This window comes from Kosakonia sp. H7A (assembly GCF_003028445.1).
Taxonomy (GTDB): domain Bacteria; phylum Pseudomonadota; class Gammaproteobacteria; order Enterobacterales; family Enterobacteriaceae; genus Kosakonia; species Kosakonia radicincitans.
On the sequence record NZ_PYTZ01000008.1, the window covers coordinates 216,268 to 231,695 of the forward strand.

At 54.4% G+C, this 15,428-nt stretch carries 16 protein-coding genes; 8 read left to right on the forward strand and 8 right to left on the reverse strand.

Features of this window, described 5'->3' with window-relative positions; genetic code table 11:
* Positions 1-25: 25 nt before the first annotated feature.
* The 8 genes from CWM66_RS22575 to fliE all read right to left on the reverse strand — a co-directional run bounded on the left by CWM66_RS22575 (position 26) and on the right by fliE (position 7,179).
* Positions 26-433 (reverse strand): flagellar protein FlhE, encoded by a 408-nt coding sequence (locus CWM66_RS22575; RefSeq protein ID WP_071921249.1) that lies wholly within the window; start codon positions 431-433, stop codon positions 26-28.
* Positions 430-2,529 (reverse strand): flagellar biosynthesis protein FlhA, encoded by a 2,100-nt coding sequence (gene flhA / locus CWM66_RS22580; protein ID WP_107147319.1) that lies wholly within the window; start codon positions 2,527-2,529, stop codon positions 430-432. The genes CWM66_RS22575 and flhA overlap by 4 nt, the downstream gene beginning before the upstream one ends.
* Positions 2,529-3,671 carry a flagellar biosynthesis protein FlhB gene (gene flhB, locus CWM66_RS22585; RefSeq protein ID WP_107147320.1) on the reverse strand — a complete coding sequence of 381 codons (1,143 nt, stop codon included), beginning with the start codon at positions 3,669-3,671 and terminating at the stop codon, positions 2,529-2,531. Before flhB ends, flhA begins: the two co-directional genes overlap by 1 nt.
* A 54-nt stretch (positions 3,672-3,725) precedes the next feature.
* On the reverse strand, positions 3,726-4,367 hold the full coding sequence (cheZ, locus tag CWM66_RS22590; RefSeq protein WP_007370655.1) for a protein phosphatase CheZ: 642 nt from the start codon (positions 4,365-4,367) through the stop codon (positions 3,726-3,728).
* Between the two features lie 3 nt (positions 4,368-4,370).
* Complete coding sequence (gene cheY / locus CWM66_RS22595) at positions 4,371-4,760, reverse strand: chemotaxis response regulator CheY (RefSeq protein ID WP_035888287.1); 390 nt, start codon at positions 4,758-4,760, stop codon at positions 4,371-4,373.
* Between the two features lie 49 nt (positions 4,761-4,809).
* Positions 4,810-5,856: a chemotaxis response regulator protein-glutamate methylesterase gene (locus CWM66_RS22600; RefSeq protein ID WP_035942102.1), complete on the reverse strand. Its 1,047-nt coding sequence runs from the start codon at positions 5,854-5,856 to the stop codon at positions 4,810-4,812.
* A gap of 5 nt (positions 5,857-5,861) precedes the next feature.
* Positions 5,862-6,698 (reverse strand): CheR family methyltransferase, encoded by an 837-nt coding sequence (locus CWM66_RS22605; protein WP_051644032.1) that lies wholly within the window; start codon positions 6,696-6,698, stop codon positions 5,862-5,864.
* A gap of 145 nt (positions 6,699-6,843) precedes the next feature.
* Positions 6,844-7,179 carry a flagellar hook-basal body complex protein FliE gene (fliE, locus tag CWM66_RS22610; RefSeq protein WP_007370659.1) on the reverse strand — a complete coding sequence of 112 codons (336 nt, stop codon included), beginning with the start codon at positions 7,177-7,179 and terminating at the stop codon, positions 6,844-6,846.
* 240 nt (positions 7,180-7,419) lie between these two features.
* Between fliE and fliF the strand changes: the two genes are divergently transcribed.
* From fliF to fliM, 8 genes are all read left to right on the forward strand, one after another.
* Positions 7,420-9,066 (forward strand): flagellar basal-body MS-ring/collar protein FliF, encoded by a 1,647-nt coding sequence (gene fliF / locus CWM66_RS22615; RefSeq protein WP_035888291.1) that lies wholly within the window; start codon positions 7,420-7,422, stop codon positions 9,064-9,066.
* A complete protein-coding gene (gene fliG, locus CWM66_RS22620; protein ID WP_007370661.1) occupies positions 9,063-10,049 on the forward strand; it encodes a flagellar motor switch protein FliG in 987 nt (328 codons plus the stop codon). Before fliF ends, fliG begins: the two co-directional genes overlap by 4 nt.
* On the forward strand, positions 10,042-10,749 hold the full coding sequence (locus CWM66_RS22625; RefSeq protein WP_107147321.1) for a flagellar assembly protein FliH: 708 nt from the start codon (positions 10,042-10,044) through the stop codon (positions 10,747-10,749). The genes fliG and CWM66_RS22625 overlap by 8 nt, the downstream gene beginning before the upstream one ends.
* A complete protein-coding gene (gene fliI / locus CWM66_RS22630) occupies positions 10,746-12,101 on the forward strand; it encodes a flagellar protein export ATPase FliI (protein ID WP_035888295.1) in 1,356 nt (451 codons plus the stop codon). Before CWM66_RS22625 ends, fliI begins: the two co-directional genes overlap by 4 nt.
* 11 nt (positions 12,102-12,112) lie before the next feature.
* Positions 12,113-12,559, forward strand: coding sequence for a flagellar export protein FliJ (gene fliJ, locus CWM66_RS22635; RefSeq protein WP_107147322.1), 447 nt, complete (start codon positions 12,113-12,115; stop codon positions 12,557-12,559).
* A gap of 1 nt (position 12,560) precedes the next feature.
* Positions 12,561-13,763 carry a flagellar hook-length control protein FliK gene (locus CWM66_RS22640; RefSeq protein ID WP_199200061.1) on the forward strand — a complete coding sequence of 401 codons (1,203 nt, stop codon included), beginning with the start codon at positions 12,561-12,563 and terminating at the stop codon, positions 13,761-13,763.
* 148 nt (positions 13,764-13,911) lie between these two features.
* Entirely contained in the window at positions 13,912-14,415 is a 504-nt protein-coding gene (locus CWM66_RS22645) for a flagellar basal body-associated FliL family protein (protein ID WP_107147324.1), read from the forward strand.
* Positions 14,416-14,420: 5 nt separating this feature from the next.
* A complete protein-coding gene (gene fliM, locus CWM66_RS22650) occupies positions 14,421-15,425 on the forward strand; it encodes a flagellar motor switch protein FliM (protein WP_035888299.1) in 1,005 nt (334 codons plus the stop codon).
* Positions 15,426-15,428: the final 3 nt, after the last annotated feature.

Sequence of the window (15,428 nt, forward strand, 5' to 3'; positions counted from 1 at the left end):
ACTTACTGATGGCCTTATTCTTTTTTTAGCGGTAGTTAACGATTAACTGTTGGTTGACCACATTCAGGGCGGGTCGTAACGGGCCGCGCTTATTCACTGTGTAAATAAAGCGAAATTCACCCGTTGCGGAGAGCGGAAAAGTGATGCTGCGTTGCCCGGCCAGGGAAGGCAGCCGTAAGCAGCGATCGTGACGACACAGCTTGATCTCCAGCCCTGGCGGCGGCGGAGCCAGCAGCGTAATACGCCATGAAACACGGGTAACCTTTGCCGACGCCGGGATCGCAGAAGGCGAGCTTAACGCTCGCCCGCGTACAATCTGCTTGCCGGTGCGGGTGCTACCACCCGCTGCCGTATCGCTCCAGGAACCGCTGGAAGGTGCGGCATTCGCTGGCAATACCAGCGCCATGCCCAAAATAGCAGCGGCAGGTATCATGAATGTGTACCGATTACGGTGGTCATTTGCACCGTTTTGTTGCTGCTGATTTCCAGCGTTGACATGACTGCCAGCTGCGGGAAGGCGCGGCGCAGGAAGCGTGAAACCATCAGGCGCAGCCCCGGATTCACCAGCAGTACCGGCGAAATGCCCAGCGCTTGCTGGTCGGTGATGGCGCGTTCGGCCTGCTTCATCAGATTTTCGGCAATACCCGGTTCGATCGCGCTGCCGTTCTGGCGAGCCTGAATCAACAGTTTTTCCAGCGTGGTATCCAGCCCAATCACCTTGATGTCGTTATCCGTGCGGAACCACTGCGCCGTAATGGCGCGGCCCAAACGGATACGAACCTGTGCGGTCAGTTCGTCCGGATCGTTTTGTAGCGGAACATGTTCAGCCAGCGTATCGATAATGGTGCGCATATCGCGGATAGAGACGCGCTCGGCCAGCAGATTCTGCAACACTTTGTGGAACAGCGTCAGTGAGATCACGCCCGGGATCAGATCTTCAACCAGCTTCGGCATCTCTTTATTAATGCGCTCCAGCAGTTGCTGTGTCTCCTGGCGGCTGAACAACTCTTCCGTATTCAGCGAGATCACGTGGTTAAGATGCGTTGCGATAACGGAACCCGGATCGACCACGGTATACCCCTGAATCTGCGCCTGCTCGCGGAAGACTTCGTCGATCCAGCACGCTGGCAGACCAAACGCCGGATCTTCGCACGGCGTACCCGGCAATTCCCCTTCGGCGTAGCCAGGGTTAATCGCCATCCAGCGTTCCGGTTCGATCTCGCCGCGGCCAATCTCAACGCCTTTCAGCAGAATACGGTACTCGCCTGGCGCCAGATCGAGGTTGTCGCGAATATGGATCGGCGGCGGCAGGAAGCCCATATCCTGGGCAAATTTCTTACGGATACCGCGCACGCGGATCAGCAACTGACCATCCTGCGCGCTGTCCACCAGTGGGATCAGGCGATAGCCGACTTCCAGCCCCAGCACATCTTCCATTTCCACATCGGCCCATGAGGCTTCTGCAGAGGCCTGATCGTTGGCAGCCTGCGCGGCTTTATCATTATCTTCACGCGTGACGTTACGGGCAGGTGCTTGCATCTGACGACCGCGCATCCACCATGCCAGCCCCAGCAGAACGGCGGTAAACAGCAGGAAGACAACGTTCGGCATCCCCGGGATAAGCCCCAGCAGACCAATCACCCCAGCGGAAAGCAGCATCACTTTCGGGTTGTTCAACAACTGTCCGACCATCTGCTCGCCGATATCCTGCTCGTTGGACACGCGGGTAACAATAACGCCTGCGGCGGTAGAGATAATCAGCGCCGGGATCTGGGCAACAAGGCCGTCACCGATAGTCAACAGAGTGTAGGTTTCACCGGCTTCGCCGACGCTCAGCCCATGCTGAAGCACACCGATGGTCAGCCCGCCGATGACGTTAATCGCCATAATCAGCAGCCCGGCGATGGCATCCCCGCGCACGAATTTACTGGCACCGTCCATTGAACCGTAGAAATCGGACTCCTGCGTCACTTCATTACGACGGCGTTTCGCTTCGGCTTCACCAATCAGCCCGGCGTTAAGATCGGCATCAATCGCCATCTGTTTGCCCGGCATGCCATCCAGCACAAAGCGCGCGCCCACTTCGGCGATACGCCCGGCACCTTTGGTGATCACCATAAAGTTAATGATGATCAGAATGGCGAAGACCACGATACCGATGGCAAAGTTACCGCCCACCAGGAAGTGGCCGAACGCTTCCACCACGCGTCCGGCAGCGGCCGCGCCGGTGTGTCCTTCCATCAAAATGATACGCGTAGAGGCGATGTTCAGCGCCAGGCGTAGCAGAGTGGAGAACAGCAACACGGTAGGAAACGCAGAAAATTCGAGGGTTTTCTGCGTAAACATCGCCACCAACAAAATCATCAGTGACAGCACGATATTGAAGGTAAACAGCGTATCCAGCAGGAATGCCGGCAGCGGCAGTACCATCATCGCCAGAATCAGCATGATCAGTACCGGACCAGCCAGAATTTGCCACTGTGTCTCTTTAAATGCGGGTAAACGTAATTTACTGGCGATACTGGCCATTAGTTTCTCTCATTTGCAAAATCCATCGACTCAGGAACCGGAAGATCCCTGGGCTGTACAGGCGGAACTCCGCCAGAGGTGCGCCACCGCCGCAGGCCGTAGACCCAGGCGAGAACTTCTGCGACAGCGCTATAAAGCTCGCCGGGGATCTGTTCGCCAATCTCACAGTGGCTATACAGGGCGCGGGCAAGCGGCGGCGCTTCAAGCATCGGAATGCGATGTGCAGCGCCCAGTTCACGAATTTTTAGTGCAACTTCGCCCGCGCCTTTCGCCAGTACCGTTGGCGCACTCATCCCGCCTTCTTTGTAAGAGAGCGCGACGGAGTAGTGCGTCGGGTTGTTAACGATGACATCGGCTTTCGGTACGTCCGTCATCATGCGATTACGGGCGGCTGCGCGTTGCATCTGCTTAATGCGCCCCTTAACGTGCGGGTCGCCTTCCTGCTGTTTGAACTCGTCGCGGATCTCCTGACGGCTCATACGCAGTTTTTTCAGGTTGCTGGTGATCTGGTAAAACACGTCGTAACCCATTACCGGCAGCAGGAAGAAAATCACCATCAGCAGGCAGTCAAAAATCATGCCGATGGCGCCGCTCACTGCGGTCGGGAATGAGGCGTTAACCAGTTGAATAAAGTGCGGTCGGTTGTTGTAGACGTACAACGCAAACCCGCAACCGGCCAGCGCAACTTTCAGGCAACCTTTCAACATCTCTGACAGCACCTGCGCCGAGAACATGCGTTGCAGCCCTTTCATCGGCGACATGCGCGCCAGGTCCACTTTCAGCGACTTGCCGCTGAAGTTCACGCCGCCCAGCAGCATGGGAGAGAGCAGCCCGGTGATGAATAACCCCAGCAAAATTGGCAGCAGCCCGCTGGCCATCATCGAGAACAGGTAACTGGCCTGCTGAAGCATGGAACGGGGATCCGTCACCGGTAGCCTGTTCAGCATCAGTCCGCTATGCAGGATCTGCATCAGGTTATGGGCAAAATGTTGCCCCCCGGATAACAACAGCGCCCACCCGGCCAGCAACATCAGCAGCGAACTCAGCTCTTTCGAACGCGGAATTTGCCCCTCTTCACGCGCTTTTTGTCGTCGGTGGGGTGTGGGTTCTTCGGTTTTTTCTACATCACTTTCTTCGGACATATTCTCTGCCGCTGGCCTCCCGTTAGTGCCTCATCCCGGTGGGTGAGGCGGTCATCAGAAACCCAGGCTATCGAGCAGATCATCGACCTGATCCTGGCTGGCGACGACGCCGGTTTTGTTCTGGTCGATTTGCGGGCCGTTCATCAGCGTCGTATCAACCTCTTTCAGACCGCTGACGTCCTCCGGCAGGTACTCCAGCAGCACCAGAATCAGCTCTTTTTCGACGCTTTCGATAAGCGACATCATGCCGCGAATTACCTGGCCGGTAAGATCCTGGAAATCCTGCGCCATCATGATTTCCATCAGTTGGTTGTTGGTATTGCGTGCAAGGTCCGGCGTTCTGGCGAGGAAGCTGCGGGTGTCCGCCACCAGTTCGCGTGCATCGGCTAACTCTACCGGCGCGGCAAACCAGCCGTCCCAGCGAGCAGTCAGTTGCTCCGCGCGTTCGCCCAGTTCGTCCTGTAAAGGACGTGCCTGTTCGACGCTGGTCAGTACGCGCTCGGCGGCCTCGGCGGTTTTACCGACGACATAGTCCAGACGTTCGCGTGCATCCGGGATAGCTTCTGCCGCTTCGGCAATGGTGCGATCCAGCCCGAGGTCAACCAGGCTGTCGCGTAACAAACGGGCCAGGTGGCCAACGCGCGAAAAGAGATTTTTAAAATCGTCTGTCGATTGTGTTTGTGCCATCTTGTCCATCGATTACCACCCAAGCTTTTCAAAAATTTTGTTGAGCTTCTCTTCCAGCGTCGCCGCCGTGAAAGGTTTCACGACATAACCGCTGGCGCCCGCCTGGGCGGCGGCAATAATGTTTTCTTTCTTGGCTTCAGCGGTGACCATCAACACGGGCATTTTGCTGAAAGCGGCATCGTTACGAATTTCCGTCAGCAGCTGTAAGCCATCCATGTTGGGCATATTCCAGTCGCTGATGACGAAATCGAAGGTGGCGGCGCGCAGTTTGTTCAGTGCATCCAGGCCATCTTCTGCCTCTTCGACATTATTGAACCCTAAATCTTTCAACAGGTTGCGAACAATACGGCGCATCGTGGAGAAATCATCGACCACTAAAAAGCGCAAGTTGGTATCTGCCATAATTTTTTATTTCCAGGTTAAGTCATTGAACGGTGAGAGAAACCAGGGCTCAGACTCTGCGAGCCCGGGAGACAGCATGGTTGAGAAGTTGCTGGCTAATCTGGTCGAGGTCGGCGATATCGCAGGCGCCGCCGAGGGCAATCGCTTCTCGCGGCATGCCGAATACCACGCAGGTTCGCTCGCTCTGCGCGACGGTCCACGCGCCCGTCTGGCGCATCGCCAGTAACCCTGCGGCGCCATCGTGGCCCATTCCGGTGAGGATGGCGCCAAGGGCATTTTTACCGGCGCAGCGTGCAACAGAGTGGAACAACGCATCCACCGACGGACGGTGGCGGTTAATGGGCAGACCGTTGTTCAGCGCAATCTGGTAGTTTGCACCGCTGCGCTTCAGCTCCATGTGAAACCCGCCCGGCGCAATGTACGCATGACCAGGCTGCACGCGCTCGCCCTCGGTCGCTTCACTCACGGAAATCTGGCACAAGTTATTCAGGCGGTCGGCAAATGAGCGGGTAAATCCTGGCGGCATGTGTTGGGCGATAACGATGCCCGGGCAACCCTGCGGCATCGACATCAGGATCTGGCGCAGCGCTTCGGTGCCACCGGTTGATGAGCCAATCGCTATGATCTTATCGCTGCCTGCGCGTGGTGCCTGAATCACTCGCGGTGCGGTCGGTTGTCCTTCGCGGCGACGAACCTGCGCTTTGGCCGCCATACGAATTTTGTCGGCAATCATCTCGCTGTATTGCCCCATACCGTCATGCAGCCCCATCGACGGCTTGGTAATAAAATCTACCGCCCCCAGTTCCAGCGCGTTCAGCGTAATATCGGAGCCTTTGCTGGTTAATGACGAGAGCATCACCACCGGCATCGGACGCAGGCGCATCAGACGATCGAGAAACTCCAGCCCGTCCATGCGCGGCATTTCGACATCCAGCGTCAGTACATCCGGGTTGTGTTGCTTGATCAGATCGCGGGCGATAATCGGATCCGGCGCCGCCGCGACCATCTCCATATCCGGTTGCTCATTGACCATCTGCGTCAGTATCCTGCGCATCAGAGACGAATCATCAATGCACAACACCTTAATCTTGTTCATAATTTTTACTCTGCGATGCGGTAGACGGATTGCCCAAGCAGACGGAATGGGCTGTTAGCGCTGTTAAAATGTTCCGAGTGCCCCAGAAACAACAAGCCATCGGGTTTGAGCATTTTTGCGAAGCGCATGACCAGTTTTTCCTGCGTTTTATGATCGAAATAAATCATCACGTTACGGCAGAAAATGGCGTCAAAATTGCCCTGGATGTTCCACTGCGGATCGATCAGGTTCAGTTGGCGGAACTGAACGGCATGGCGTAATTCATCTTTGATTTTCACCAGCTCTTTCTGCGCGCCGGTACCACGCAGGAACCAGGTTTTCTTCTGCTGTTCGCTCAGGCTGTCGATATCCGCCAGGCGATAAACGCCCTGACCGGCCTTTTCCAGCACATCGGTATCAATGTCGGTTGCCAGTACGCGCGGGCCGGTAATGCTGCGGCCCAGCGTCTCTTCCAGCGTCATGGCGATGGACCACGGTTCTTCACCGGTCGAGGCGCCCGCACACCACACGTTGTACATACCGCCTCTGGCCTGCGCATGGCGCGCCAGGATCGGAAAGTGGTACGCCTCGCGAAAAAAAGAGGTCAGATTGGTGGTTAATGCATTAATAAAGACTTGCCATTCATCGCTCTCCGGATTGGCGACCAGCAAATTGATGTAATCGGTAAATCCCTTCAGTTCCAGCACGCGAATGCGTCGCGACAGGCGGTTATAAACCATGTCGCGTTTTTGTGGAGTAAGAACAATGCCTGCACGTTGATAAATCAGCGCGCTAATTCTTTCTATTTCATTGTGCGTAAGTTGTTTCTGACCAGACTGATTGGCTTCGGTTGCGGGGTTCATAATGTTCCAGTTATTTATCATAATAAGCGGTAGTACCCCTGCCGGGTTTTCAGCGATGCTCAGGTACGCAGCAAAATAATCAGTTATTAATAAGATGAAACGGAATAGTTAATTCATTTCGTGGTTATTAAGATAATGGCCGGTATTAAACCGGCATGTTCATTATTTCCTGATAGGCATTAACAAGTTTATTTCTTGCCTGCACACCAATATTTAATGCCAGAGAAGATTCCTGCATGGAAACCATTACGTCGTTCAAACCAATGCCTTCGACGCCTGACAGATAGCCTTCCGCCTGGGTTTTGGCATGGTTTTGCATTTGGCTAATTGAATTTACGCTGTTAAATAAAATATCTGAGAAGGATGGATTATTCTCAGTGGTTTTAGCAGAAGCAAATGGATTCAGCGAAGACGCGCCGGTAATTTGACGAGTTTGGCTCTGCATCTGCTCCAGTATGCTGCTGCTCATATTTATTGACATAACAAACACCTTTCTATTAATTGCGGCAATCCTAACATGTGGTCAGACAACAACATAATGTGAAAAGCTGACACAAGTTTCAGCTTATCAGCACTTAAGAAACATCGCATTTTGTAGATAATACGCAACCAGGAAATATCCTGCGAAATATCGATTTACTACTTTATTACATACGCGAAACGCTGAGCCGCTATAGGGTTTCATTTATATAGCCTCCTTTCACTGTCACAGGAAATTGGCATGCTTGCCACGAACAACGGTAATAAAAAGAAAGGCATCGATGATATTAAAACGATGCTTGAAAATATCTGGCGCAATCCCAGAATCATTTTTTTCATCGCTGCTGCGGCGGCTATTTCTGTTGTGATTGCATTGATGTTCTGGGCAAAAGAGCCGGACTTCCGCATCTTATACAACAACATCAGCGAGCAGGACGGCGGCGAGATCGTCACCCAGCTGACGCAGATGCAGATACCTTATCGTTTTGCCGAGCATGACGGTTCTATTCAGATCCCGGCGGACAAAGTCTATGAGGTGCGCCTGAAGCTGGCGCAGCAGGGGCTGCCGAAAGGCGGTTCTGTCGGCTTTGAACTGCTGGATCAGGAAAAGTTTGGTATCAGCCAGTTTAACGAACAGGTTAACTTCCAGCGCGCGCTGGAAGGCGAACTGTCACGCACTATCGAGACGTTAGGTCCGGTGCGTACCGCGCGCGTTCATCTGGCCATGCCGAAGCCATCGCTGTTTGTGCACGATAAAAAACAGCCGTCTGCTTCCGTAACGTTGAATCTGCTCAATGGCCGTAAGCTGGATGCCGGGCAGGTCAGCGCGATCACCTTCATGATCTCCAGCGCAGTGCCGGGGCTGAGCGCCGATCGCGTTACTATCGTCGATCAAAGCGGACATCTGATGACGCAGAGTGGCGAGCAGGCCACGCAAACCACGCAGTTGAAATATACCCGTAAAGTGGAATCCGAATATGAGCACCGTATTCAGGCGATCCTTGCGCCGATCGTCGGCGCGCAGAATGTCAGAACGCAGGTCACGGCGCAGATCGATTTTACTCAGCATGAGCAAACTGCCGAGCAGTACCAGCCCAACAGTCGGCCTGAAAACATGGCCATCCGCAGCCGTCAGAGCAGCAATGCGGAGCAGGGCGGTAAAAACAGCGTCGGCGGCGTTCCGGGGGCGTTAAGCAACGAGCCGCCTGCGGCGGTTACCGCGCCGATCGACCAGCCAGCCAATGGCCAGGGCGGGACAACGACCACCACGCCTTACAACAAGCAGAACGATGAAACCACCAACTACGAGCTGGATAAAACGCTGACGCACATCAAGCGTAATACCGGCACGGTGCAGCGCCTCTCTGTCGCGGTGGTGGTGAATTACGTGGCGGATGGCAACGGTAAAACCATCGCGTTGACCAAAGCGCAGCTTGATCAGGTGAATGGTCTGGTCAAAGAGGTGATGGGTTACTCCGACAAACGTGGCGATACCCTCAACGTCGTCAATACCCCGTTCACCGATGCAGATACGGAAGCTCCCGTACCGCTGTGGAAACAACCTGACTTCATTAAGTTGCTGCTCTCCGGCGCGCGTTACCTCTTTGTGGCGCTGATTGCCTGGATCCTGTGGCGTAAAGCGGTTCAGCCGTTCTGGATCAAGCATCAGGAGCTGCTGCTGCATCGTCTGGAGCTGGAAAAAGAAGCTCGTCAGGCGGAGATGGAAGCACAGCAACGTCAGAAACAGCACCACGAGACTGCAAAAGCACAGCAGCGCATGGAGACCGAACAGGAAACCCAGCACCTGCGCAAGATTGCCGAGCAGGAGCCGCAGATTATCGCGCTGGTTATTCGCCAGTGGCTGAATAAGGAAAAGAAATCATCATGAATGCCGCCGAGAAAAGCGCTGTCCTCATGCTAACGCTCGGTGACGAGCGGGCTGCGGAAGTCTTTAAGCACCTTAACACCCACGAAGTGACGATGATCAGTAGCGCCATGGTCTCCATGGGCAGCTTCACCCATGAACAGCTTTCGTCCGTGGTCCGCGATTTCCGTCGCGACTCCGGCGAGTATGCTGCGCTGGATGTCAACACCAATGAATACCTGCGTAGCGTGCTGGTGAAAGCGTTGGGCGAGGAGCGTGCCAACGCGCTGCTGGAAGATCTGCTCGACTCGTCAGATGGCAGCAACGGGATTGAGACGCTCAACTTTATGGAACCGCAGATGGTCTTCGATCTCATCCGTGATGAGCATCCGCAGATCATCGCCACCATCCTTGTTCACCTGAAACGCGGCCAGGCTGCCGATGTGCTGGCGAACTTCGATGAGCGTGAACGTAACGACATTATGCTGCGTATCGCCACGTTTGGCGGCGTACAGCCGGTTGCGTTGCAGGAACTGACCGAAGTGCTCAACTCGCTGCTGCACGGTCAGCATATCAAGCGCAACAAGATGGGTGGCGTTCGTCCTGCTGCGGAGATCCTCAACCTGATGAAATCGCACCAGGAAGATGCGGCCATTGCCGCCGTGCGCGAATTCGACCAGGAGCTGGCGCAGAAAATCATCGACGAAATGTTCCTGTTCGAAAACCTCGTCGAGATGGAAGACCGCAGTATTCAGCGCATCTTGCAGGATATCGACGGTGAATCGCTGATTGTGGCGCTGAAAGGCGTTGACGACGTACTGCGCGACAAGTTCTTCCGCAATATGTCGAAACGTCAGGCCGATATCATGCGCGACGATCTGGCTTCCCGCGGGCCGGTGCGTATGTCGCAGGTCGAAACGGAACAGAAAAACATTCTGCTGGTGGTGCGTCGTCTTGCCGAGAGCGGCGAAATCGTGATCGGTGGAGGCGACGATGCCTATGTCTAATACGCAATGGCTGGCGTGGAAACCGGAAAACCTCCTGCACGATGAGAGCAGCGCAGAGCCTGAATTCCGTCCGACGAGCGCCACAACCGATCCGGCAACAGAAGCCGCCATGCAGGTTGAGTTGTCCCGTCTTCGCCAGCAGGCCGAGAAGAAAGGTTATGCCCAGGGCCAGACGCGCGGTATCGAAGAGGGCAAAGCGCAGGGTTATGACGAAGGGTTCCAGCAAGGTCTGCAAGAGGGTATTGCGCAGGGGCTGATCGAACAGCAACAGCGTCAGCAGGAACAGTTAGCACAGCTTGTGCAACTGATTGATAATTTTAACATTACCCTCGATAGCCTCGACAGCGTAATGACCTCGCGACTGGTGCAGGTGGCTTTAATGGCGACGCGCAGCATGCTGGGTGAAAGCGCGCTCACGGCGAATGCGCACCAGTGTCTGATGACGCGTATTCAGCAACTGCTGAATGAAGAGAGCTTAAAGCAGGGCAGTGTGCAACTGTGGGTCAGCGATAAAGAACCGGAAAGCGTGTTACAGCAACTGAAAGCCATTGTTGAGCCGCGCGGCTGGGAACTCTGTCCCGATACACAGATGCTGCCTGGCGGCTGCCGGATCTCAACCGACAGCGGCGATCTCGATGCCAGCGTGGAAACCCGCTGGAATACGCTCTGTACCCTGAGCCGCGAGGAGTTTTCCTTATGACGGCGCGGCTGAAAACATGGCTGGATGGTATCGCGCGCGCTGAACAGCGAATGTCAGCGCTACCGCCGTACCGCCAGTATGGCCGCCTGACGCGGGCTACCGGGCTGGTGATGGAAGCGGTTGGCTTAAAGCTGCCCATCGGTACGTTGTGCATTGTCGAACGTGACAGCGAAGAGGGCGTGCAGCGCGTCGAGAGTGAAGTGGTCGGTTTTAGCGGCAACGTGCTCTATCTGATGCCGCTGGAAAACGTGGAAGGTGTACTGCCGGGCGCGCGCGTCTATGCGCACGGCGGCGATACCAAAGGCAAGCTTTTACCGCTGGGGCCGGAGCTGCTCGGCCGCGTGCTGGATGCCAGTGCCCGTCCGCTGGATGGCCTTCCTGCGCCCGGCTCTTCCGAAAGAGGCCCGCTGTTTACCGCGCCGTTTAACCCGTTGCAACGCGATCCGATAAAAACCGTGCTGGATGTCGGCGTGCGGGCGATTAACGGCCTGCTGACTGTCGGTCGCGGCCAGCGTATGGGGCTGTTTGCCGGTTCCGGGGTAGGGAAGAGCGTGCTGCTCGGCATGATGGCGCGCTTTACCAAAGCGGATGTCATCGTGGTCGGGCTGATTGGCGAGCGTGGCCGCGAAGTTAAAGACTTCATCGAAAATATCCTCGGCAAAGAGGGGCTTAAACGCTCGGTCGTTATTGCTGCGCCAGCAGATGTATCGCCAATCCTGCGTATGCAGGGCGCGGTGTACGCCACGCGCATTGCGGAGGATTTTCGCGATCGCGGGCTGGATGTGCTGCTGATTATGGATTCACTCACCCGCTACGCGATGGCGCAGCGTGAGATTGCCCTCGCCATTGGTGAACCACCTGCCACCAAAGGCTATCCGCCTTCTGTGTTTGCGAAATTACCGGCGCTGGTGGAACGTGCCGGGAACGGCACGCAGGGCGGCGGTTCGATCACGGCGTTCTATACCGTGTTAACCGAAGGCGACGATCAACAGGATCCGATTGCCGACTCTGCCCGTGCGATCCTCGATGGCCACGTGGTGCTGTCGCGCCGTCTGGCGGAATCGGGACACTATCCGGCGATTGATATTGAAGCCTCCATTAGCCGTGCGATGACCGAATTGATTGAACCGGGACACTATAAAAAAGTGCAACGTTTCAAACAGATGCTCTCTGCTTATCAGCGCAACCGCGATCTGATTAGCGTGGGCGCTTATGCCGCAGGCAGCGATCCGCTGCTGGATCAGGCGATTGTGCAGTACCCCAAAATGCAGGATTTCCTCTGCCAGGGGATACATGAGTCCAGCGAATATGAGGCGTCATATAACGCGCTCTCTACGCTCTTTCCGGAATAAGGCAGGAACGAATGGCAAAACCGGGTCCGATGGATCACCTTCGTGAGTTAGCAGAAAAAAAGCTCAATAACACGGCAATCAGGCTGGGCAGCGCGCAGCAGAGTTATGTACAGGAAACTTCTCGCCTGGAGCAGCTTCACACCTACGCGCACGAATACCGTCAGCAGTTGCAGGATTCGATTCGCACCAGCAGTGTTTCGATTCTCAGCTTGCAGACGCAGCAGAATTTTCTCGCTTCGCTGGATGGCGTTGTGGCGCAGCAGGTGAGACGCGTTTCCGTCAGCCAGCACAAGGTTGACAGTGAGAAAGATGCCTGGAAACAGGATAAGCGGCGTTTGAATGCGTTCCAGACACTGAAAGATCGTGCCGACGAGCAGCAATTATTAAAAGAGAACCGGCTGGAGCAAAAAATGATGGATGAATTTGCTCGCCGGGCAGCCAGCCAGAGGCAGTTATAAGATGATTATTCAACAACCTGTGACCTCCACCAGCGGGAATAATGGACAACAAACGGCGTCGATTTCTGCCCCGCAGGATGATCGCTTCTCGACGGAGCTGAAAAAGAAGCTCTCCGCTGATAAACCGCAACAGAGAGATGAAAAAGATCCCCTGCCGCAAGGGATCAAAAAGAAGCCCGCGACAAAAGAGTTACAGCTGGCGGATTTGCAGGGCGACGCCGCGCAACTGAATCCGTTACCGGCTGCGATCGCGCCGGATAACACGTTGCCGTTACCGCCAGTGGTGCCGGTGACGCTGCCGCAGGAACTGTTGCCTCAGGAGCCTGCCCTGCAAGCAGGCCAGCAAGAGATTTCAGCCGTGCAGGATCCTGCAGCACTGGTCGCCGCAGCACCGGGCAGTGAGCTGAGCGGTGAGATGTCGGCGGATATCCCACAAAGCAGTGCCACGTTGCTGAGCGACGCACTGCCGAAACTTCCACCGCAGGAGAGCGGCATGTCGCCGCTGGCGACGACGCTGCACATTGCCAAACCGGCAGCCGCAAAAACGGCTGAGGTGCCGGTTGAGAAACTGGTAACGGCGGAGAGCGCAGAGGCGGCGAAAACCGCTGAGGCCGCCGCACAGCCGGTTGTCACCAGCGAAAATGTCGCCGCGAAACCGCACTCTGCCTTAACGGCGGAGCCGATTCAGTACGCGCATCCCGCCCACATCAGTACGCCTGTCAGCCAACCGGTGACGGCGATGCCGGGCGACAAAGTGGTTACCGGCGCGCTGCAAGCTGAAGTGGGAACGCCCGCCTGGCAGCAATCGCTGGGCCAGCAGATTGCGGTGTTCACCCGTGATGGCGTTCATCATGCGGAGCTGCGTCTGCATCCTGAGGATCTGGGATCGTTGCAGATTAGCCTGCGTTTAAATAACGATCAGGCGCAACTGCACTTTGTTACCGGCGATCATCAGGTACGTGCCGCGCTGGAGTCCGCGATGCCGCATCTGCGCACGCAACTGCAGGAATCCGGCATCCAGCTTGGGCAGAGCAGCGTTGGCGCCGAAAGTTTCTCCTCGACCGGCGATGCGCCATCGGGTGAGCATTCCGGGCAAGGAAAGTCTGAGAAAGAGTCGTCCGAAATGGCCATTTCCGCGCCGGAAGAGCGCATTTCAACACCGCGTACGCTGATATATTCCAGCGGAATCAATACTTTTGCCTGATATTATTGCCTTAAATAGTAAGTTACTGGCAATAATTTCAGCTTATCAATGAATTGTACTTGGTGGGTGCTGTATTACTATATTCGCATCCCATCAAGTCCGGCAAATTGCTGAATCTTGATTTATTTTTTACAGAGCTAATCATTAAATGTCGAAAAAGAAATTATCTGCTAACAGCGGGAAGCGTTCTCTGCTGCTGACTCTGCTCACCTTATTAATTGCCGTTGGTATCTGTGCGGTTGCGACATATTCTTATATTGAAATTAAAAAGCTGAATTTACAGATCGCCAATATGAAAGGCCCAAATGAATCTGCGGCACACGAAGAGAATATTGTTCCGGTGTATGAAGATCTCGAAGCTTTTACCGTCAGCCTGAAACCAGATAGCCATGGCGACGATCGTGTTCTGTATATTGGTTTGACCTTGCGCTTGCAGGACGATAAATCGAAAGCCATTCTCGTTGAAAACCTTCCGGATGTACGTAGTCGTTTGCTGGTGCTTTTTTCTCAACAGTCAGCCGAAGATCTTATCAGCGATGACGCAAAGAAAAAACTTTCTGAAAAAATAATGGCTGTGGTGAGTGAACCACTGTCAGGAAAAAAACGCGTGATGGTAAAAAGCGTATTGTTTAATGCATTTATCTTACGGTAGTGATTATGTCTGATAGCCTTTTATCTCAGGATGAAATTGATAACCTGCTGAATGGTGGCCCTAATGCTGGCAACAGTAGCATCGAGGCTATGTCATCATTAACCGCAGCCGATAATATTAAACCTTATGATCCTAATACGCAGCGCCGTGTTATTCGTGAACGTCTGCACTCATTAGAGATTATTAACGAACGATTTGCCCGCCAGTTTCGTATCGGGTTATTTAACATCCTCCGTCGTGGCCCGGATGTCACCGTCGGTAATATCAAGATTCAGCCTTACCATGAGTTTGCACGTAATTTGCCGGTAATGACCAACCTGAATCTGATGAACATGCATCCGCTGCGCGGTACGGCACTGTTTGTCTTCTCGCCGAACCTCGTGTTCATGGCGGTGGATAACCTGTTTGGCGGCGATGGCCGTTTCCCGACTAAAGCCGATGGTCGCGAATTTACGCCGACGGAACAGCGCATTATCCAGCGCATGCTGGCGATGGCTCAGGAAGCGTACGATTACGCCTGGCGTTCGATTTACAAAATCAAAACGGAATATGTGCGTTCGGAATTGCAGGTGAAGTTTACCAATATTACCTCTTCACCGAATGATATTGTGGTTACCACACCTTTTCATGTTGATATTGGTTCGCACAGTGGTGAATTACAAATTTGTATGCCGTTCAGCATTATTGAGCCGCTGCGCGAATTATTAACCAATCCGCCGCTGGAAAATTCACAGCAGGAAAATAATCAGTGGCGCAGTTCACTGGCAACGCAGGTTCGGGATACCGAACTGGAACTGGTGGTGAAATTCGCCGAAATTTCGACTCGTCTTTCCAGAATTATGAGTCTGAAACCACAAGATATTATTCCTCTGGATAAACCAGAAGATGTCGGTGGTTTTGTTAATGATGTGCCTGTTATGTCAGGTAAATATGGCTTTGCCAATAATCAATATGCCATCCGGGTCGAATCTCTGATGGATTCAACATTATCAGCGTTTAAGAAGGAGTGATCG